This is a genomic window from Ulvibacter antarcticus (assembly GCF_003688405.1).
Lineage (GTDB): Bacteria > Bacteroidota > Bacteroidia > Flavobacteriales > Flavobacteriaceae > Ulvibacter > Ulvibacter antarcticus.
Genome location: NZ_REFC01000011.1, coordinates 741,021 through 760,112 on the forward strand (window position 1 = coordinate 741,021; position 19,092 = coordinate 760,112).

Genomic DNA, 19,092 nt, shown 5'->3' on the forward strand with positions numbered 1-19,092 from the left:
TCGTTTTTCAGACTGCAAAAGTACATAATATCTACGATAAATCTATGCCTCTTTACAAAACTATAACAGTTAACGATCACACTAAAGTCCTCATTTGGAAGATAGAAGAATCCTTTGAAGCACTTTCTATTGGAATTTCGCTCACAGATCATTGTCGCATGCGTGTCGATGGAATGAAAAGTGATTTGCACCGAAGAGGTTTTATGAGTGTGCGCCATTTGCTCGCTTTGGAAGGATTTACAGATCATGATTTGTATTATGACGAAAATGGAAAACCTCATTTAACAGGCGATAAACATATATCTATTAGTCATTCTTATATTTTTTCGGCTATAATTGTGAGTGATGAAGAAGTGGGAATCGATGTGGAGAAACAACGTTCTAAAATCTTAAAGATCGCTCATAAATTTACACCCATAGAAGAATATAGAACCCTTGCCAATGATGATGCCATTATGAGAAAGCTCACGATTGTATGGTGTGCCAAGGAATCTCTGTATAAAAGTTTTGCCAATCCCGGTGTAAGTTTTATCGAACATATCTATGTTGAAGATTTTAGGTTAGATAGCGTAGAAACTACTGCGACTATTACGTTTAAAAATTTGAATGCTTCCTACGATGTTCATTTTATTGAGTTTGATGAATTCACCTTAGCGTATGCTTTGTTACAATAGTTGAGGTCTATGATATATTATCAATCTATTCTGAAGTTGGCTTCTGAAAAAAAGAAAGGGCTAGCAATTTTAATCGATCCAGATAAGTTCGATGTTTCTGAAGCCGCTGCTTTTCTGAAGCGAATTCCGAAGGAAACAACACATTTGTTCGTTGGTGGCAGCACAGTGGTTGCCCAATTAACTGAAGGCACCGTGAAAGCCCTTAAAGCTTTGAGTAACCTCCCTGTTATTTTATTTCCTGGGGATTATACCCAGATTACTAATCGGGCGGATGCTGTATTGTTCTTGTCATTACTTTCCGGAAGAAATCCCGAATACTTGGTTGGGCAACAAGTGAAATCGGTGGCGCAACTTCGGATTTCTAAATTGGAGATCATCCCAACAGCTTATATTTTAATTGACGGCGGACATGAATCGGCAGTGGCTCGGGTGAGTCAAACGAAGCCATTATCTCAAGATGATTTAGAAACAGTGATACATACCGCTTTAGCCGGACAGTATATGGGTGCGAAGTTAATCTATCTTGAAGCCGGAAGCGGCGCTAAGTTTTCTGTACAGCCCATGTTGATACGTGCGGTTAAAAGGGTATTGAACATCCCACTTATCGTCGGTGGCGGGATACGAAGTGACATCCAGAAACAGGCAGCTTTCGATGCCGGAGCCGATATGGTGGTAATGGGGACGGTGTTTGAGGAATAAGAAGTGAGAAGTGAGAAGTAAGATGAAAGATGATGGAAGCAAGAAGCCGGAAGTAGAAATCTCAAATCGTTGAAGCAACATTTTACAGGCAGTATTATTCCTTTACCTTTGAACGCTTAAATAAAAATCATGAATATCTCCGTTGAGCTTACTTTTAGTCCGTTGCAAGATGATTACGAAGCTGCGATTATCGATTTTATTAAAAGTTTGAGAGCCTCAGGGCTTAAAGTACTTGAAAATCCTTTGAGTACACAGGTTTATGGTGAATATGATGAGGTAATGAATCTACTACAGAAAGAAATGAAAACGGCATTGGAAGCGATTGAAAGAGGCTTACTTTATATTAAAATTGTAAAATCTGACAGAAGCGATTATGAGCCCCATTTTTGAGTTTCTCTTCGGACAATACAGTGGATATGATACGCTCGATATAGCACTTGAGATTATAGCGGTCATTTTTGGCTTTTTCTCGGTTTGGTTTTCAAAAGAAAATAACATCCTGGTCTTTCCTACAGGGATGATAAGCACGGCAATCTTTGTATATCTTCTATTAAAATGGACATTATTGGGAGATATGATGATAAACGCTTATTATTTTATAATGAGTGTTTATGGATGGTATATCTGGACAAGAAAGGTAGATGAGAGTCATGTTACACCCATATCGGTTGCCACTAAAAAAGAACATTTCTATTCGATTTTTATTTTTATTGCCACCGTTATATTTGTATTTGTGGTATATCAAGCCTTCGATAAATGGAACAATTGGACTGCCTATGTGGATGCCTTTACGACCGGAGTGTTTTTTGTAGGGATGTGGTTAATGGCAAAGCGTAAAACCGAAAATTGGATCTATTGGATTATTGGAGATATTATATCCATACCATTATATTTTTATAAAGGATTTACTTTTACGAGTATTCAATATCTTATTTTTACCTTCGTCGCAGTATTTGGTTATCTCGCATGGAAGAAACACTTAAACAAACCCGAACCGACGGGAATAATTGCTTAAAAGTAGTCTTTTTCGGACCAGAATCGTCCGGAAAGACTACAGTATCAAGACAGTTGGCGTCATATTTTAATACGGTATATGTACCCGAATATATGCGTGTATATCTTCAGAAAAAATGGGACGATTCTAAAGAAAAATGTACAAAAGTGGACCTGATGCCCATTGCAATTGGACAAATGAAGGCCGAAAATGAAGCTTCAGAAAAAGCAAATAAAGTATTGATTTGTGACACTAATTTACTGGAAATCAAGGTATATTCTGAATATTACTATGATGGATTTTGTCCTTCAGAAATAAAAAAATATGCCCAGGAAAATACATATGACCTTTACTTTTTGACGTATATAGACACGAAATGGCAAATCGATGATTTACGTGATAGACCCGATGAACGGGAGGAAATGTTTCGTATTTTTGAAGCTCAACTAATTGATTATAATCTCCGTTATGAAGTTTTAAAAGGCAGTCAGAATGTACGCTTTGGCTTTGCCGTAGAAAAAATTGAAAAATTGCTTAAGGAGAAAAAGAATGCTTACAAATAAAGATCTGCAGCAAATAGAACAACTCGGGCTGCATGAAAATATAATTTCAAGGCAATTAGATACCTTTATCAAGGGGATTCCTTTTACACATGTTGTAACCGCTGCTTCAGTTGGGAACGGTATTGAGGTAATTGGTTTAGAAGATCAGCACCGACTTATAGATCTTTACGATCATAAACGAGAAGGTTTAGACCTAGTTAAGTTTGTTCCTGCTTCTGGAGCTGCGACCCGAATGTTTAGCTTTTTGTATAAGTTTTTGGATGAATTTAATCCTGAAGAGCAGAAGTTAAAGAACTTTCTTAAATCGGGAAACCATAAACAACTGGAAATTTTTCTGGATTCGTTAAAAGAATTCGCCTTTGTAAGTGCTATCCGTAAAAAAGTTAAAAAACATTTTCCTGAATACAAACATGGGACCAAAGGAATGCGTGCTTACCTCTTTGTAAGTTTAATGTTGGGAAATAAAGGGTTGAATTTTAGTAAATTACCAAAGGGATTAATTCCTTTTCATAAATATTCCAAATACTCTACAACAGCCTTTGAAGAACAACTTTATGAAGCTGCGTTTTATGCGTCTTCTGGTAATGAGGTTTTTACACATTTTACATTTTCGAAAATTCACCTCCCTTATTTCAAAAATGAATTTGAAGGAGTTAAAAATCGTGTCAGCAAAAAGACAAAAAAGAAATTTCACGTCTCATATTCCTTTCAAGATAGAAATACAGATACCGTTGCTGTAACTCACGAAAATAAACCCATACGAAACGGTAACGGAGAGTTGATTTTCAGACCTTCCGGTCACGGTGCACTTTTAGAGAATTTGAATCAGGTCGATGCAGACCTAATTTTTATTAAGAATATTGATAATGTTGCCTCCGAAGACTCTGCCGAACATATCGCTTTTTATAAGAAAATGCTGGCGGGAAAATTGTTGTGGCTTCAAAAAAAGCTATTTAATTATCTGGAAATTTTATTAAGCGAGGATTTCAACATTGAAACATTAAAAGACATAAAATCGTTTCTATGGAATGAACTTAATATTAAGAATATTCCTGAAAGCATCACTGAAATTACAGCTATCTTAAACAGACCATTACGGGTTTGTGGGGTTGTTAAAAATACCGGGGCTCCCGGAGGTGGACCGTTTTGGGTGAAGAACGAATCTGGGAACATATCCCTTCAAATTGTAGAATTGGTTCAAATAGATAAAAACAATACCCACCAAACATCTGTGGTAAATGAGGCAACCCATTTTAATCCTGTCGATATTGTATGTGGCATAAGAGATTATAAAGGCAAGAAATTTGACCTTTCATTATTTAGTGATCCTGAAGCAGGATTAATTTCATCAAAAATCCAAAATGGAATTCCACTTAAAATTCTTGAATTGCCAGGGCTTTGGAACGGCGGAATGGCTTATTGGAATACGGCTATGGTGGAAGTGCCATTGAGTACGTTCAATCCTGTAAAAACTGTGAACGATCTGTTAAGCAAAGAACATCGTCCAAAATTATAATGAATGAATCACAGCTTCTTTCTGAAATTTCATTTAAGGCAATTCGAAATAGTGGCCCGGGTGGGCAACACGTGAACAAAACTTCTACTAGAGTTGAATTGAGCTTTCTTCTAAATACTTCGGAAGCGCTTTCAGAAACAGAAAAATTAAGGATTGAAAAAAAACTTGGTAATCGTATTTCTCAGGACGGATATTTGCGATTACAATGCGGTGAGACCAGAAGTCAGCATCGTAATAAGACCCTTGTGATTGAACGTTTTTTGGAACTCATTCGGAAAGGAATTAAGCTAGTTAAACCTCGAAAAAAAACCAAGCCGTCTAAAAACTCCATTGAACGCCGGTTAAAATCGAAGAAAAATCAGGCTTTGAAAAAATCAAATAGGAAACCGCCAAAATTTGATTCTTAAAACTACACAGAAACTGTATACAAATTATACAATTTAGCCTCGGTCTATACAGTTTTTCTTAAAACTAAATATTTTGATTTATTTATAATGTGCTGACATTGTGATGCTTAAATTGATTTTTGATAATACATAATCCTTTGGCACTAATTTTTCTTACTACAAATCAGAGTAAGAAAATTATAAAAATCAAAACAAACAAAAACATGAAAAAGTTATTTTTTGCCTCAGTATTCGCATTAGGAATGGTTACAGCTGTAAATGCTCAAACCGATGAAAAACAACCAACAGCTATGAACGAGACTCCAGTAAAGGCGATGGAAGTTTCTAATGTAAACGTGGCAGCACTTCAGGATTATAAGGAAATCAAAGCAACCGATTTACCACAAGAAGTGAAAGATGCCGTTGCAACATCTTACGATGATGCTACTATTGCAAACGCATATACCAATGAAAAAGGATTATTTAAGTTAGTACTTTCTGGTACTGAAGATGCAGATAGTTTGGACGATACAACCCAAACAGTTTATCTAAATCAAAATGGAGAATTTATAGAGAAGCAGTAAACTGCGGGTATTTAGATTCAATTCTCTAAGGAGTGTCCAATTGGGCGCTCCTTTTTTTATGATAATTTTAAACTACTTACTCTTTTATACTCCTTATTTTTGCCCAATGAACCGATAGGATGAAAAAAAGGATACTTATAGTAGAAGACGATATTGCTTTTGGAAAAATGATAATGGCATTTTTGGAGCGAAATAATTTCGAGGTCTCCTTATGTACCACCGGAAAGGAAGCCAGAGATCATTTAAATAAAAATACCTACGAGTTGCTAATTACAGATCTTAAGTTACCAGAAGATTCCGGTTTGGCTCTACTAGACTACTCAAAGAAAGTTACGCCAAGTACACAAATGATTCTAATGACCGGCTACGCAGATGTAACCACCGCTGTTGAAGCAATTAAAAAAGGAGCGTTAGATTATATTTCAAAACCTTTTCGTCCGGAAGAATTATTGATGATTATAGAACAAGCGACAGATCTTGTAATTGAATCATCTTCAAAAGTTGAGATTGGCCAGAAGAAACCTGATAATGAAAACAACCATGGTTTGCCCAATCGAGAGTTGTCGAGGGATCCAGGCACTTTTATAAATGGAATAAGTGAAGTTTCAAAAAAATTCAATGAATATTTAAAGCTGGTTGGTCCAACTCTTATGAATGTTTTACTTCAAGGTGAAAGTGGAACTGGAAAAGAAGTTGCTGCCAAAGCAATTCATGCATATAGTTCAAGAAGTAAAAATAATTTTGTGGCTGTAGATTGTGGAGCTATCCCAAAAGAAATCGCGGCCAGTGAGTTTTTCGGACACGTTAAAGGGAGTTTTACAGGTGCCGTAAACGATAAAACCGGACATTTTGAAGCTGCCAATAAAGGCACACTTTTTTTGGATGAGGTGGGTAACCTGTCTTACGAAAATCAAATACAGTTGTTAAGGGCATTACAGGAACGAAAAATAAAACCGGTTGGAAGTAATATGGAAATAGACGTAGATGTACGTATTATTACTGCAACAAATGAAGATCTGGTAAAAGCAGTTGCCCTTGGTAAATTTAGAGAGGACCTTTACCATAGGCTTAATGAATTTTCGATAGAAATTCCTTCGTTGAGAGATCGAAAGGATGATTTATTCCTTTTTACGCATCATTTTTTAGAACAAGCAAATGAAGCGCTCGGAAAAAATGTAATTGGACTGTCTAAGCAGGTAGAAGAAGCATTTAAGCGATATGCCTGGCCAGGAAATTTGAGGGAGCTTAAAAATGTAATAAAACGCTCGGTATTACTAACAAATTCAGATCTTATTCCTTTGGATGTCATTCCTCGTGAAGTACTTGTGGCGTCGAACACAGAAACGCCTGTAGTTGATTTCTCGAAAGAATCGAACGAAAAACAACTTATTATAAATGCATTAAAAGAGGCCGGGAATAACAAATCCAGAGCTGCGAAACTTCTTCATATTACTCGAAAGACATTATATAACAAGATTGCACAATATCAATTGAAGTCTTAAGAAATTTCAGATTCAATCTCTTCAACTAATACATTTAACTCTTTGTGTAGTGACCCGACTAGTTTTTTCAGTTTCTTTTCAGGTAAGTTTTGTGGTGTTGCGTGTTCTAATTGTTCCAAAATGGGAATGATCTTCTTGGCTTCCAATTGCCGCTTCATGGTAAGCATTTTATGAGAGACATTTGATATCGCCTCATAGTTATTGGTTGAAATGGCTTGTTCCAATCTAATTCTATCTTCTTCGGTTTCCTTTAGATAATCCTTTAATAATTTACAGAGGGCATCTTTATCTGATACAAATGATTTTAAAAGGGTCAAATTGTAAATGTTCGTGTTGTTGTTTTGAGGTGTTTCTGAAATAGCTTCGGAAGAATTTATGCTCTTCAAAGAAACTTTTTCCGGAAACAGTTTTATTAATGCGTCGATGAGTTGTTCCTTACTGAATGGTTTCCGAAGCATTTCAGCAAAACCTTTCTCAAGATAAATTGCTTTACCAATCTCCCTATTCCCAGTCATGGCAATTATAGGTTGATCTTTATAAGCTTCGAGAGCTCCATTTTTCATCTTTGTTAAAAGCTCGAAACCATCCATATTTGGCATTTGTATGTCCGTAAGTACAAAATCAAACTCTAAAGCCTCGGTATTTTGTGCTTTTTGGAGATCGGTACATGTTGTACTTTCTATTCCCATTTGAAGCAATACCTCTTCTAACAGACGTAACATGGACTGATCATCATCAAAAACCAATGCCTTTAATTCGAATGTTTGGATCGTGTTTTTCGGCTTATGAGCAGTATAGGTTTTCTTTGAAATTTTCAATGGAATTTGAAGCGTAAATGTGCTTCCTTTCCCTAAGACACTCTCTGCGATTAGTTTTCCGTGTAACAATTCACTAAGCTTTTTGGAAATAGCCAAGCCAAGTCCATATCCTCCAAACCTCTTTGCGGTATCCACTTCAGCCTGAGTAAACTCTTTAAAAATGCTTTGTATTTTCTCTTCGGAAATACCTATTCCTGTGTCTTGCACCGATATTTGCGCCAAGATAGTATCACCTTTTACCGTCCCCTTACTTGCTTTTACGGTAATACTTCCTTTCTCGGTAAATTTAAAAGCATTTCCAATTAGGTTATTCAATATTTGCTGAAGACGTAGTGGATCACCAATAAATAAGCTGTCTTTTAAGTCATCGTCCACGTAAACCTTTAACACCACTTCTTTATCAATGTGTAATTCTTTTGAAGCTTTTGCGGTTTGATTAATGAGATTTTCTAATGAAAAAGGGATTTCTTCGATCGTCAGTTTTCCCGCTTCCAGTTTTGAGAAATCTAATAAATCATCAACTAGTTTTGTAACGAAATTTGAGCTACTGGCAATTTGTTTTACATAATGTCGCTGCTTATCGGTAAGTGAAGTGTTCACCACTAATTCAGAATATCCTAAGATGGTATTGAGCGGCGTTTTTAAGTCATGACTCACAGTCGAAATTAACTGTTCCCGACTTTTTAGTAAATCGTCTGAATAATGTTTCTCCTCTTGTAGAATACGCTTGAGTTTTTCGGCCTTAAAGAAATCTGTGATAATTAGATATGAAAAGAGTAGAATAACGAGGCCCCCAATAATCCCTACAATTCTTAAAACAGATGAGGTTCGTTCTATAGCGATAATCCTGTTTGCTTCTTCAGCCTTCTTGTTTCTCTTAATTTCAGTGTCGAGGGCTGCAATGATTTTTCTTAATTGCTCTGAAATTGTAAGATCGTTTCCAATAAGTTCATTTTGTTTTTCTTCAAGAGATTTTCGAATTTTCGAATTTTCCCGTTTGGCTTCTCTAACAATGTAACGTGAGGCTGTGAGCATTGAATCTACAGTGTTTGCTTTTACCTTATTATCATCTTTGAGTACATCCGAATTAAACCAATCGGTGTAAGATTGCCAGAATTCCTGTTGTTTTTTAGAAAGTTTCGAAGGGTTATTAATCATTTCCTTCATAGAAGTTTTACCAATGGACTCTTCCAGTTTTTTAATTTCGTACAGGATATCATCTAAGGAAGAATCTTTACTACTTGTAATCTGTAGCAAACGGAGTTGTTCAATATTTTTATTCTTTTCAACTAGCAATGTCCTCACACAGTCAAGTTGTTTCACCTGATATTCATTTGCAGACAGTTTTTTGATCATTTCAATTTGTGCAAAGAGAGAATCGACTTTTAGTTGATATGTATCAAAGTCATCATCACTTTGAGTAAGTAGCGCGATTCGTGAAAATCCATCAGTTTCATAAACAGAATTGATCAAGGTTCCTGTTTCAATAAACTTTTCGTCTAATGATGTTTCAGAAGTATTACTTACATATTTTTCATATTCAGAATAGATGAACATACTCGCCACCAAGGCTAATGAGCCAATAACCAGGTAGCTCAGTATAATTTTGAAGGTAAATTTATTCTTCAGTCTGTTCATAATATAAAAATACTCACAAATTTAACGTGAACGACGCTCGTTTATGATAAAAATAAATAGTTCAGATAATAAGAAGTTGTATCTTTGCATCCATCTCAAAGGGGTGCTAATTTAATTAAAGTAGATTGGCTGAGATTATACCCATCGAACCTAGAACAGGTAATGCTGTTTAGGAAGCCAAGCGTAAAGAAAATGTCCGGTAGATATTTTTTGGTAAGGCGCGGGCCGACATAATTAAATTTTATGTCAGGCACGGGGAATTTGATTTAAAAGTAAGTCTGTCTTAGTTTATGACTTACAATTAATTTCAAAAATCATTTCATTATTTAATCAAATCACAGAATAATTACCCCTTTTATTCGTAACAAAACCATTACGAATGAAGCAGCTATTCATTGCTATTACCTTATTATTTTCGGCGGGATTAATCAATGCCCAAGAAAAAGTAAAAGACTCTCTATCTATTGAGAAGTTGGAAGAAGTAATTGTAAAATCTGTTCGGGTAGATGCCGATTCACCCATCACTCACTCTAATATTGAGAAGGAAGAACTGGAAGAACGTAATCTAGGACAAGACATCCCCTATATGCTTAACTATTTGCCATCTGTGGTAACTACAAGTGATGCTGGAGCAGGGGTTGGATATACGTATATACGTGTTCGTGGAAGTGATGCATCTCGAGTGAATGTAACCTTAAACGGAATCCCTTTTAACGATGCCGAGAGTCAAGGAACTTTTTTTGTGAACCTTCCCGATTTTACTTCTTCTGTTCAGAGCCTTCAGTTGCAGCGTGGTGTTGGAACTTCTACAAATGGATCTGGTGCTTTTGGAGCAAGCTTAAATATGCTTACAGACGGTGTTTCCGAAGTGGCCTTTGGAGAAATAGCAAACTCAATTGGTTCATATAAGACCAGAAAACACAATGTAAAATTCAGCACAGGATTATTAAATAATCATTTCGAAATTGCAGGTCGCTTATCTACGATTCAGTCTGATGGTTATATCGATCGTGCCGCCAGCGACCTGAAATCTTATTTCGTGCAAGGCGCCTATGTCAATAAAAATACTCTAATAAAAGCATTGGCTTTTGGAGGTCAGGAAATTACTTATCAGGCTTGGAATGGTATTGATGTAGAAACATTAGAAACCGATAGAACTTTTAATCCTTCGGGTATGTATACTGATGTAGAAGGCAATGTGCAGTTTTACGATAAGGAAGTGGATAATTATTCTCAAGATCATTATCAGTTGCTGTGGAATCAACGATTTAACAACAATTGGAGTACAAATGTGTCTTTTAATTATACTTACGGACGGGGTTATTTTGAGCAATATAAAGAAGATGAAGATTTTGAGGATTATGGTTTTGAGCCAATTGAAGTGGGAGGTGAAATTATAAACACCACCGACCTAATTCGTCGTCGCTGGTTGAACAATAATTTTTACGCAGCCAATGCCAATGTGAATTATAAAAATGAAAAGGTTGAGGTAAACGGAGGACTATTTTATAGTTATTATGGCGGTGATCATTTTGGAGAAGTAATTTGGGCTCAGAATGCTGGTGGCTCGGAAATTAGAGATCGTTACTATTCGGGGAATGGAGATAAGAATGAATTCACCGTTTTCGGAAAAATGAGTTATAGATTTAATGACCAATGGAGTGCTTTTGGAGACCTGCAAGGACGTTTTATTAGCTATCGCAGCAGCGGAATCACTTCAGATCTTTTCGAATTGAAAGTCGATGAAACATATAACTTTCTAAACCCTAAGGCCGGTGTTTCACTGCAACTAAATGCTAAAAATCAGTTTTATCTTTCCTACGGAAGAGCAAACCGGGAACCTAGAAGAAGTGATTTTGAACAGGGCATCTTTACAGCTGAAAAACTCGACGACTTTGAATTAGGATGGAGAATTACTTCAGAAAAAACCAAAATCAACACGAATCTTTTTTACATGGATTATAAAGACCAACTAGTACTTACGGGTGCTTTAGACGATGTTGGAGCTCCAATTCGTGCGACCAGTGGAAAGAGTTTCCGTTTAGGTCTTGAAATTGATGCCGATTTAAAAGTTTCAGAAAAAATTAAACTTTACCCTAATATCGCACTAAGTACAAATAAAAACGTTGATTTTGTGACACCCCAAAATGGGGAATTGGTAAATCTAGGCAATACGAATATCTCTTTTTCTCCGGAAATCGTTGTTGGGAACCGTATTGAGTTTAGCCCAATAGAAAAACTTCGACTCATTTTACTTTCAAAGTTTGTTGGAGACCAGTATATGGGGAATATCAACAGCGAAGTTTCTAAATTGGATAGCTACTTTATCAATGATTTTAATGTAGTGTACACTTTAGATAAGCTACCCTTGGTTCGTGAAATTGTATTTTCTGGCTTGGTAAATAATCTTTTTAATGTAAAATATGTGTCCAATGGATATTTCTATACCTTCGATGATGATTATTCAAATCCTGGTGTGATTTCAACTGTTGAAGGTGCAGGATATTATCCACAAGCAGAAATTAACTTTTTGGTAGGCGCGACCATTAAGTTCTAATTACTTATTTGAACTACATCGCCGGTACGAATGGCATTATACCGTTGCATCGGATACAAATTCTGATTTAACATATGCTGTCCGGTTATAATATTGTATTCGTTTGAGTCTGTAGTACATGGGCAGGTAGCAATAATTCCGTCAACTTCCATTTTAGAACAACCACTAGGAATGTGGTTTGGGTCACTGAGTTCGAAAGCAGCATATTGCTCGTTATTAATATTATAGACAACAATACCTTTTAATCCTTCACCAGCAAGCTCAATACTATTTCCAGTAAATTTAAGGGCATTGTACTGTGGTAGGTTTAAATTTAAAGTAATGCCTACCAATGGGTCCAATAAATATGGGTTATTATCATTAGGGCTATCATCTTTATTACAACCCGAAATTAGGAAACAAATTGAAAGGAGGATGAGAATATTTTTCATTGCAGATATAATTTTAATGTCAAAAGTAATACAATTTACAACACAAGTAATTTTTTAGTATATTTGTGTAACGAAATCCCGTCTGTGCATGGGATTTTTTGTATTTAAGGAATCGAATCCGATAGTACGTGATTTGTAATGTAAATGAATTAAACAAGTTTGTAATTGACAAACGAAAATATTATGAGTAAAGTATCTTATTATACAGCCGAAGGACTCAAAAAATTGAGAGAAGAGCTCGATCATTTTAGAGATGTGGAGCGTCCAAATGCGTCAAAGGCAATCGCCGAAGCACGTGATAAAGGGGATTTAAGTGAGAATGCCGAGTATGATGCAGCTAAAGAGGCTCAGGGTATGTTGGAAATGCGTATCTCAAAAATGGAGGAAACCTATGCGAATGCTCGACTTATCGATGAATCTGTCTTAGACACCTCTAAAGTATTAGTACATTCTAAAGTGAAGATCAAAAATCAATCGAATGGGATGGAAATGGTATATAAATTGGTTGCACAAAGTGAAGCTGATTTGAAAACCGGAAAAATTTCTGTGGATTCTCCAATCGGTCATGGATTGCTTGGAAAAAAAGTGGGAGACATCTCCGAAATAGAGGTTCCCAATGGAATTTTAAAATTTGAGATTTTGGAAATATCCAGAGACTAGTTATGGCAACTATTTTTACGAAAATAATTAACGGTGAAATTCCCTCTTATAAAGTGGCAGAGGACGAGAATTTTATTGCCTTTTTGGATATTAACCCTAATGCTAAAGGTCATACTTTGTGTGTGCCTAAACAGGAAGTAGACAAACTCTTTGATCTTGACGAAAATACCTATCTCGAATTAATGAAATTTTCGAGAAAGGTTGCTGAAGCCTTAAAAAAAACGGTGCCCTGCAAAAGAATTGGAATGGCTGTAATAGGTCTTGAAGTTCCTCATGTGCACGTACATCTTATTCCGTTGAATACGATGAGCGAAATGACTTTCACAAATAAGATTTCTATGTCTTCGGAAGCCCTTACAACACTTTCAGAAGAGATTCGGAAGCAACTTAGCCAAACTGTGTAAGCAGCACCAGAATTATTATCAGAATACCTATCCCAAGAAACATAAGTTTGAATGAAATTGGTTTTAGCTTCAATCCGCTTTTCATTGGAATAGCTTGCTTTTTGTGATACTGGTAAATACGATCTAAATCTTCTGTCCAGTTTACAGGATAAATCACCGACTTACATGTTTTACAATAAATCGTGTCTTTAACGTCTTTACCAACTTTGGAATAGAATTTACCAAGCTGTTCCTCCTGTACAAATGAAATTTCGAGACCGTCTTTCTTAGAGCACTCCGGACAATTATTATTTAAGTTCGCGATATGTAAGATATGTTCGGTGGTGTTCATTATAGTTCGTTTAAGCGTAAAGCAATTTCCATGGTTGTTCCTGTTCCCGGATTACTCTTTAGCACCCGAATTTTACCGTTATGGTATTCTGAAATAATTCGTTTTGCCAGTGAAAGACCAAGTCCCCAACCTCGTTTTTTACTTGTGTATCCTGGTTTAAAAATTCTTTTAAAGTATCTTTTCTGAATGCCTTTTCCTGTGTCATGCACATGAATTAATGCGTACTTGGATGACTGAAAGATCGATATAGAAATGGTGCCTTTTCCCTTCATGGCATCAATTCCGTTCTTAACGAGATTTTCGATCGTCCAACTATAGAGCTGCGGATTCAACTTTACATAAATCTCTTCGTCAGGGATGTCTAATTCAAATATAATTAATTTTGAACTTCTACTTTGTAAATAATCAAAAGCCGCTTTTGTTTGCACCACAAGATCTGTACGCTCTAATTTGGGAACCGAACCCACCTTCGAAAAACGTTCAGTTATGGTTTCCAGACGGTCAATGTCCTTCTCTATTTCTAAGATATAATTCGGATTAACATTTTCCGATTTTAATATTTCTGCCCATCCAACAAGCGAAGATAAGGGCGTTCCAATTTGATGAGCTGTTTCTTTCGCCATTCCTGCCCACAATTTATTCTGTTCAGAAGATTTCGATGTTTTATAGAAGAAATAGATGGCTGCTATAAATAGGAAAAGGATTAAAATCAGCGCAGCCGGATAATATTTCAACTTATTGATAATAGGCGAGTTTCCGTAATAGATAGTACCAAGGAGTTCGTCCTTATATCTTATTTCTATGGGTTTGTATTCTGAAGTGAATTGGGTAGCAAGTTTCTCTTTTTTTTCGACAGAATTTACCTGATTTTTTGGAATATTTCTTTCGGTATAAATTTGCTCCTTATGACTATAAACAAGCATTGGAGTTGTATGATTGCTTCGAATAACTTCTAATGCTGTTTCACTTATCACAGCATCTCTATCATCATTCTGAAGCTCTGTTTGTGCAGCAGCCCAAATCTGCATTTTACTACGCTCATTGTCCTTTAACTGATTAAAAAACGTATAAGTGTTAAATAATATAAGTCCAATGATAAGCAGGGAAGAAATGATAAATAACCAACGCGTAAGTATCGTGTAATTCTGCATAGATAAAGCAATAATTTTTGTAAATGTCACAATTTACAGGACATTTTTAGGCTATAAAGCACGTTTTTTTATTCGATAGTTTTAAAAGATACGTAGCTCGATAAATATAATGGAAATATGTTGATATTATTGTATAACCAAATTTTTACAAACATTTAGGATTCAATACATTTGCAGTCCATGATATCAATTAACCCACAGGAAATTAGCACAGCAAAACTACATGGTTACCTTTTGGGGGCGATAGCTCCCAGACCAATTGCTTTTGCGAGTACAGTAGATGCAGATGGTAATGTGAACCTTTCACCCTTTAGTTTTTTCAATGTTTTTAGTGCAAATCCTCCTATCATGATATTTTCTCCGGCTAGAAGGGTACGGGACAATACTACCAAACACACACTGGAAAATGTGATTGCCACCAAAGAAGTGGTAATTAATATCGTGAGCTACAATATGGTGCAGCAAATGTCTTTAGCTTCTACAGAGTATGCCGAGGGTGTCAATGAATTTAAAAAAGCAGGATTTACAGAAGCACCTTCAACACTAGTAAAACCTCCTAGAGTAGCAGAATCGCCTGTACAATTTGAATGTAAGGTCAACGAAGTGATTGCCCTCGGAAAGGAAGGTGGTGCCGGAAATCTGATTATTTGTGAAGTGGTACAATTACATATTGATGAAGCTATCCTCGATGAAGATGGAAGAATAGATCCAGTAAAAATCGATACGGTTGCTCGTATGGGTGGAAATTGGTATAATCGTGCCAAGGAAGGGATTTTTGAAGTGCCAAAACCTTTATCAACACTCGGAATTGGAGTGGATGCACTTCCGGAAGCGATTAAAAAAAGTAATATTTTTACCGGAAATGATCTTGGTATGTTGGCTAATGTTGAAAGCCTACCTATTGATTCGGAAGGATTTGCAAGTGCTTCAGAAGAAATTCATACCTTAGCACAGCAGCAGCTTTGTAACGGGAATATTTCCGAAGCCTGGAAAATTTTAACCAGCCGTTGAAAATCGAAAAATCAGTAAAAAATGAACGCGATGCCCATAAGAAAGGGCCTAGAATAAATAATAATTATAGATAACAGAAAATGGAATTACAAGGAAAAATCAAAATGATAGATGAAACTAAAACCTATGGAAATAATGGTTTTAGAAAGAGAGAGATGGTCATAACCACCGAAGAACAATATCCTCAACATATTCTTATTGAGTTCGTGCAAGATAAAACCGATTTATTGAACTCTTATCAGGTAGGAGCAAATGTAAAAGTAAGCATTAATGTTAGAGGCCGCGAATGGGTGAATCCACAAGGGGAAACTAAATATTTTAACTCTATTACCGGTTGGAGAATTGAAAATGTAGAGCAAGCTGCTTCAGGCGGGATGCCTCCAATGCCTCCGGTAGATGCTTTCGAACCAGCGAATGATCTTAATGAAGAAGAGCACGACGATTTGCCATTCTAATTAATTTTCGAAATGAAATTATTGAATCCCGCCTCTCAAAGCGGGATTTTTTTATTTTTATAAGATGAATATCACCCGTACTATCGAAGTAATATTTAATCGCTTTTTCCTCTTAAATCTTAAATCTTAAATCTTAAATCTGAATACCCAATGCATTACCTCGATCCGTTCATACAATTTCCACCACCTTCCGAAGCAGATCAGGACGGATTATTGGCCGTTGGAGGTGACTTGTCTGTCGAGCGTTTGTTATTAGCATATAATTCGGGGATTTTTCCTTGGTATGAAGATGGACAACCTATTTTATGGTGGAGTCCTGACCCAAGGATGGTGTTGCTTCCTGAAAAGTTGAAAGTGTCTAAGAGCCTTCAAAAGACTTTGAGACAGCAAAAATTTAGAGTAACATTTAACTCAGCATTTTCCGAAGTCATACAAAATTGTGCAAAAATAAAAAGAGATGGACAGGGTGGAACATGGATTACAAATGAAATGCAACGGGCTTATTCTGCTTTACATGAAATGGGACATGCACTATCTGTCGAAGTTTGGTTAGAAGGAGAATTAGTGGGAGGATTATATGGTATGGACCTTCCTGAGAAAAAAATTTTCTGTGGAGAAAGTATGTTTAGCCTTAAAAGTGATGCATCTAAAGTGGGATTTTATCATCTAATTGAAGCTTTAAAAAAGAAAGATTATAATCTAATCGACTGTCAAATGTACACAGCACACCTTGAAAGTTTGGGTGCTGAAGAAATGCCACGAAGTGATTTTTTAGAATATCTTATGTGATAGTGGTCAATGAGTTGCGGTTAATTTATCAAATTAAAGTATCTTCGAAAAATCAACTTATCTTCTATTATGCGCAACTTCTACTTTAAATTCATAACAATCATATTCTTGGTCATTTCCACTTCGCATGTCATGGCTCAGCAAAGCGAATTCCTTCCGAAGGGACTTTCCGAAGCAGAAAAAGAACTAATTACAGAATTTCAGTTTACCAGCAATCGTTTCACGCCGCCGCCCACAGGACCAGTGAGAGCAGCTGCCGAATGGGAGGAAGTCGAATATTTATTAGTTACTTGGGAGTCAAATTTTCAAGGAATACTTCGTCAAATCGTAGCGGCAGGAGTGCAGGAATGTAAGGTGATTATCACTACGCAGAATCAGGCTTCTGTTGAAAATTACTTAACGGCCGGAGGAGTTGATCTTAGTAATGTGAGTTTCCTTAATGAACCATGGAATAGCATTTGGATTCGCGATTATGCTGGAAATACTATCTACTCTGATGATGTTGGAGAACTTGCATTAACAGATTGGATCTATAATAGACCTAGACCCATGGATGATATTATGCCATCGGCTCATGCTTCTTTTACAGGAACAGATATTTATATAACGGATTCGGGGACCAACGATCTTGTGAACACAGGAGGGAATTATATGTCGGACGGATTAGGAAACGCCTTTGCTTCAAGTTTGATCTTAAACGAGAATGAAGCCGGAAATCCTTATGGAGTTTCGGTAAAAACTGAAGCGCAGATAGATGGTATTATGCAGGCGTATATGGGTATAGAAAATTATATAAAGATGGATGTGCTGCCTTACGATGTGATTCACCATATAGATATGCACATGAAGCTATTAGATGAGGAAACACTACTGGTGAGTCGTTATCCTTCGGGCGTGGCAGATGGTCCACAGATTGAAGCCAATATAGATTATGTTCTGAGCAATTTTCAATCGGTTTTTGGCACTCCCTACGATGTGAAATGGATTGATGCCCCTCCAAGTACGAGTGGGAGTTATCCGGACACAGGAGGGTATTACCGAACCTTCAGTAATTCATTAATTCTAAATAAAACTGTATTGGTGCCAACGTATCGTCCTGAGGTTGATGATCCAGCATTGGCCTATTATCAGGAATTGATGCCTGGATACAATATTGTAGGTATTGACGTGGATAATCCGGGAGAGAATCTTATTTCTCAATTGGGAGCGTTGCATTGTATTACCCATACTATTGGTGTGGAAGAACCACTTTGGATCGTACACCAGCCTATTGATGAAGCAATTTCGAACAGTAGTGTTCAAATAGACGCTATGATTAAGCATATTTCAGGAATTAATAATGCAAAGGTGATGTGGCGCGAAGAAGGATCGGGGACCTTTAATGAAACAGTAATGTCGTTTGTTAGCGATGATAATTGGACCGCCAATTTGAATATAGTCGAAACGAATGTTGAGTATTATATAATTGCAGAAGCAAATTCAGGAAAAACATTAGCACGACCTATTGTCGCACCGGCAGGTTATTGGACGATAGAAACCATGTTGCTATCTGTAAATGATTGGGCAGAACAACAAATTTCGTCGGCTTATCCAAATCCTACAACTGGCAAGGTGTTCTTTAATCTTGGAAAACTTGACGGGAATTTTAAGGTATCTATCTATAATATGTTGGGTCAAAACCTGTACACAAAATTTATAGAATCCGACGAAAAGGGGCAACTAGAAATAAGATTAAAAGAAAGCTGGCAAGGCACTTTGATCTTTACTTTTGAAGGAGATTTTGGACGAATTGTCAAAAAAGTTGTTAAGTTTTAATTGTCACAATAAATTTTAACAGATTAGACCGCAACATACTGCGGTTTTTTTTGTTCTATTGTATAACAAACCTAGTATTAATAATAATTTGTAGGAAATTTCCTTATTTCAAAG

The 19,092-nt window shown here is 36.4% G+C and carries 20 protein-coding genes; 16 read left to right on the top strand and 4 right to left on the bottom strand.

Annotated features, from left to right (window positions below; translation table 11 throughout):
* Positions 1-44 precede the first annotated feature (44 nt).
* The 9 genes from BXY75_RS03535 (at position 45) to BXY75_RS03575 (ending at position 6,918) form a co-directional block, all read left to right on the top strand.
* Positions 45-674 carry a 4'-phosphopantetheinyl transferase family protein gene (locus BXY75_RS03535; protein WP_121906309.1) on the top strand — a complete coding sequence of 210 codons (630 nt, stop codon included), beginning with the start codon at positions 45-47 and terminating at the stop codon, positions 672-674.
* 9 nt (positions 675-683) lie between these two features.
* Positions 684-1,373 (top strand): geranylgeranylglyceryl/heptaprenylglyceryl phosphate synthase, encoded by a 690-nt coding sequence (locus tag BXY75_RS03540; RefSeq protein WP_121906310.1) that lies wholly within the window; start codon positions 684-686, stop codon positions 1,371-1,373.
* 129 nt (positions 1,374-1,502) lie between these two features.
* On the top strand, positions 1,503-1,763 hold the full coding sequence (locus BXY75_RS03545; protein ID WP_121906311.1) for a thiamine-binding protein: 261 nt from the start codon (positions 1,503-1,505) through the stop codon (positions 1,761-1,763).
* A complete protein-coding gene (pnuC, locus tag BXY75_RS03550) occupies positions 1,747-2,388 on the top strand; it encodes a nicotinamide riboside transporter PnuC (RefSeq protein ID WP_121906600.1) in 642 nt (213 codons plus the stop codon). Before BXY75_RS03545 ends, pnuC begins: the two co-directional genes overlap by 17 nt.
* A complete protein-coding gene (locus tag BXY75_RS03555; protein ID WP_121906312.1) occupies positions 2,340-2,930 on the top strand; it encodes an AAA family ATPase in 591 nt (196 codons plus the stop codon). The genes pnuC and BXY75_RS03555 overlap by 49 nt, the downstream gene beginning before the upstream one ends.
* Positions 2,917-4,446 (top strand): DUF4301 family protein, encoded by a 1,530-nt coding sequence (locus tag BXY75_RS03560; protein WP_121906313.1) that lies wholly within the window; start codon positions 2,917-2,919, stop codon positions 4,444-4,446. The genes BXY75_RS03555 and BXY75_RS03560 overlap by 14 nt, the downstream gene beginning before the upstream one ends.
* Entirely contained in the window at positions 4,446-4,853 is a 408-nt protein-coding gene (arfB, locus tag BXY75_RS03565) for an alternative ribosome rescue aminoacyl-tRNA hydrolase ArfB (protein ID WP_121906314.1), read from the top strand. The genes BXY75_RS03560 and arfB overlap by 1 nt, the downstream gene beginning before the upstream one ends.
* 203 nt (positions 4,854-5,056) lie before the next feature.
* The gene (locus BXY75_RS03570) at positions 5,057-5,416 is read left to right on the top strand and encodes a hypothetical protein (RefSeq protein WP_147437218.1); all 360 of its coding nucleotides are present in this window, start codon (positions 5,057-5,059) and stop codon (positions 5,414-5,416) included.
* A 119-nt stretch (positions 5,417-5,535) separates the two neighbouring features.
* Complete coding sequence (locus tag BXY75_RS03575) at positions 5,536-6,918, top strand: sigma-54-dependent transcriptional regulator (RefSeq protein WP_121906316.1); 1,383 nt, start codon at positions 5,536-5,538, stop codon at positions 6,916-6,918.
* On the opposite strand, the gene BXY75_RS03580 is transcribed toward BXY75_RS03575, so the two are convergent.
* Positions 6,915-9,374 carry a hybrid sensor histidine kinase/response regulator gene (locus BXY75_RS03580; protein WP_121906317.1) on the bottom strand — a complete coding sequence of 820 codons (2,460 nt, stop codon included), beginning with the start codon at positions 9,372-9,374 and terminating at the stop codon, positions 6,915-6,917. The genes BXY75_RS03575 and BXY75_RS03580 overlap by 4 nt on opposite strands.
* 379 nt (positions 9,375-9,753) lie before the next feature.
* Between BXY75_RS03580 and BXY75_RS03585 the strand changes: the two genes are divergently transcribed.
* Positions 9,754-11,931 carry a TonB-dependent receptor gene (locus BXY75_RS03585; RefSeq protein ID WP_121906318.1) on the top strand — a complete coding sequence of 726 codons (2,178 nt, stop codon included), beginning with the start codon at positions 9,754-9,756 and terminating at the stop codon, positions 11,929-11,931.
* Here BXY75_RS03585 and BXY75_RS03590 read toward each other — a convergent pair.
* The gene (locus BXY75_RS03590; RefSeq protein WP_121906319.1) at positions 11,928-12,362 is read right to left on the bottom strand and encodes a hypothetical protein; all 435 of its coding nucleotides are present in this window, start codon (positions 12,360-12,362) and stop codon (positions 11,928-11,930) included. The two genes, BXY75_RS03585 and BXY75_RS03590, sit on opposite strands and share 4 nt — an antisense overlap.
* Positions 12,363-12,545: 183 nt before the next feature.
* On the opposite strand from BXY75_RS03590, the gene greA reads away from it, so the two are divergent.
* Both greA and BXY75_RS03600 read left to right on the top strand, forming a co-directional pair.
* Positions 12,546-13,022, top strand: a complete 477-nt coding sequence (greA, locus tag BXY75_RS03595; protein ID WP_121906320.1) for a transcription elongation factor GreA — start codon at positions 12,546-12,548, stop codon at positions 13,020-13,022.
* Between the two features lie 2 nt (positions 13,023-13,024).
* Positions 13,025-13,426 (top strand): HIT family protein, encoded by a 402-nt coding sequence (locus tag BXY75_RS03600; protein ID WP_121906321.1) that lies wholly within the window; start codon positions 13,025-13,027, stop codon positions 13,424-13,426.
* Here BXY75_RS03600 and BXY75_RS03605 read toward each other — a convergent pair.
* Both BXY75_RS03605 and BXY75_RS03610 read right to left on the bottom strand, forming a co-directional pair.
* Entirely contained in the window at positions 13,410-13,757 is a 348-nt protein-coding gene (locus BXY75_RS03605) for a hypothetical protein (protein WP_121906322.1), read from the bottom strand. The genes BXY75_RS03600 and BXY75_RS03605 overlap by 17 nt on opposite strands.
* Complete coding sequence (locus BXY75_RS03610; RefSeq protein ID WP_121906323.1) at positions 13,757-14,908, bottom strand: sensor histidine kinase; 1,152 nt, start codon at positions 14,906-14,908, stop codon at positions 13,757-13,759. Before BXY75_RS03610 ends, BXY75_RS03605 begins: the two co-directional genes overlap by 1 nt.
* A 180-nt stretch (positions 14,909-15,088) precedes the next feature.
* On the opposite strand from BXY75_RS03610, the gene BXY75_RS03615 reads away from it, so the two are divergent.
* The 4 genes from BXY75_RS03615 to BXY75_RS03630 all read left to right on the top strand — a co-directional run bounded on the left by BXY75_RS03615 (position 15,089) and on the right by BXY75_RS03630 (position 18,978).
* Complete coding sequence (locus tag BXY75_RS03615; RefSeq protein WP_121906324.1) at positions 15,089-15,919, top strand: flavin reductase family protein; 831 nt, start codon at positions 15,089-15,091, stop codon at positions 15,917-15,919.
* 80 nt (positions 15,920-15,999) lie between these two features.
* Positions 16,000-16,374, top strand: a complete 375-nt coding sequence (locus BXY75_RS03620; RefSeq protein ID WP_121906325.1) for a DUF3127 domain-containing protein — start codon at positions 16,000-16,002, stop codon at positions 16,372-16,374.
* Positions 16,375-16,524: 150 nt separating this feature from the next.
* Positions 16,525-17,163 (top strand): leucyl/phenylalanyl-tRNA--protein transferase, encoded by a 639-nt coding sequence (gene aat / locus BXY75_RS03625; protein WP_121906326.1) that lies wholly within the window; start codon positions 16,525-16,527, stop codon positions 17,161-17,163.
* Between the two features lie 132 nt (positions 17,164-17,295).
* On the top strand, positions 17,296-18,978 hold the full coding sequence (locus tag BXY75_RS03630; RefSeq protein ID WP_170152839.1) for an agmatine deiminase family protein: 1,683 nt from the start codon (positions 17,296-17,298) through the stop codon (positions 18,976-18,978).
* Positions 18,979-19,092 lie beyond the last annotated feature (114 nt).

What these genes read in the sequence shown, in the direction of transcription:
- BXY75_RS03535 (WP_121906309.1), top strand. Translation starts at nt 45, where the DNA reads ATGCCTCTTTACAAAACTATAACAGTTAACGATCACACTAAAGTCCTC.
- BXY75_RS03540 (WP_121906310.1), top strand. Translation starts at nt 684, where the DNA reads ATGATATATTATCAATCTATTCTGAAGTTGGCTTCTGAAAAAAAGAAA.
- BXY75_RS03545 (WP_121906311.1), top strand. Translation starts at nt 1,503, where the DNA reads ATGAATATCTCCGTTGAGCTTACTTTTAGTCCGTTGCAAGATGATTAC.
- pnuC (WP_121906600.1), top strand. Translation starts at nt 1,747, where the DNA reads ATGAGCCCCATTTTTGAGTTTCTCTTCGGACAATACAGTGGATATGAT.
- BXY75_RS03555 (WP_121906312.1), top strand. Translation starts at nt 2,340, where the DNA reads ATGGAAGAAACACTTAAACAAACCCGAACCGACGGGAATAATTGCTTA.
- BXY75_RS03560 (WP_121906313.1), top strand. Translation starts at nt 2,917, where the DNA reads ATGCTTACAAATAAAGATCTGCAGCAAATAGAACAACTCGGGCTGCAT.
- arfB (WP_121906314.1), top strand. Translation starts at nt 4,446, where the DNA reads ATGAATGAATCACAGCTTCTTTCTGAAATTTCATTTAAGGCAATTCGA.
- BXY75_RS03570 (WP_147437218.1), top strand. Translation starts at nt 5,057, where the DNA reads ATGAAAAAGTTATTTTTTGCCTCAGTATTCGCATTAGGAATGGTTACA.
- BXY75_RS03575 (WP_121906316.1), top strand. Translation starts at nt 5,536, where the DNA reads ATGAAAAAAAGGATACTTATAGTAGAAGACGATATTGCTTTTGGAAAA.
- BXY75_RS03580 (WP_121906317.1), bottom strand. Translation starts at nt 9,374, where the DNA reads ATGAACAGACTGAAGAATAAATTTACCTTCAAAATTATACTGAGCTAC.
- BXY75_RS03585 (WP_121906318.1), top strand. Translation starts at nt 9,754, where the DNA reads ATGAAGCAGCTATTCATTGCTATTACCTTATTATTTTCGGCGGGATTA.
- BXY75_RS03590 (WP_121906319.1), bottom strand. Translation starts at nt 12,362, where the DNA reads ATGAAAAATATTCTCATCCTCCTTTCAATTTGTTTCCTAATTTCGGGT.
- greA (WP_121906320.1), top strand. Translation starts at nt 12,546, where the DNA reads ATGAGTAAAGTATCTTATTATACAGCCGAAGGACTCAAAAAATTGAGA.
- BXY75_RS03600 (WP_121906321.1), top strand. Translation starts at nt 13,025, where the DNA reads ATGGCAACTATTTTTACGAAAATAATTAACGGTGAAATTCCCTCTTAT.
- BXY75_RS03605 (WP_121906322.1), bottom strand. Translation starts at nt 13,757, where the DNA reads ATGAACACCACCGAACATATCTTACATATCGCGAACTTAAATAATAAT.
- BXY75_RS03610 (WP_121906323.1), bottom strand. Translation starts at nt 14,908, where the DNA reads ATGCAGAATTACACGATACTTACGCGTTGGTTATTTATCATTTCTTCC.
- BXY75_RS03615 (WP_121906324.1), top strand. Translation starts at nt 15,089, where the DNA reads ATGATATCAATTAACCCACAGGAAATTAGCACAGCAAAACTACATGGT.
- BXY75_RS03620 (WP_121906325.1), top strand. Translation starts at nt 16,000, where the DNA reads ATGGAATTACAAGGAAAAATCAAAATGATAGATGAAACTAAAACCTAT.
- aat (WP_121906326.1), top strand. Translation starts at nt 16,525, where the DNA reads ATGCATTACCTCGATCCGTTCATACAATTTCCACCACCTTCCGAAGCA.
- BXY75_RS03630 (WP_170152839.1), top strand. Translation starts at nt 17,296, where the DNA reads ATGGCTCAGCAAAGCGAATTCCTTCCGAAGGGACTTTCCGAAGCAGAA.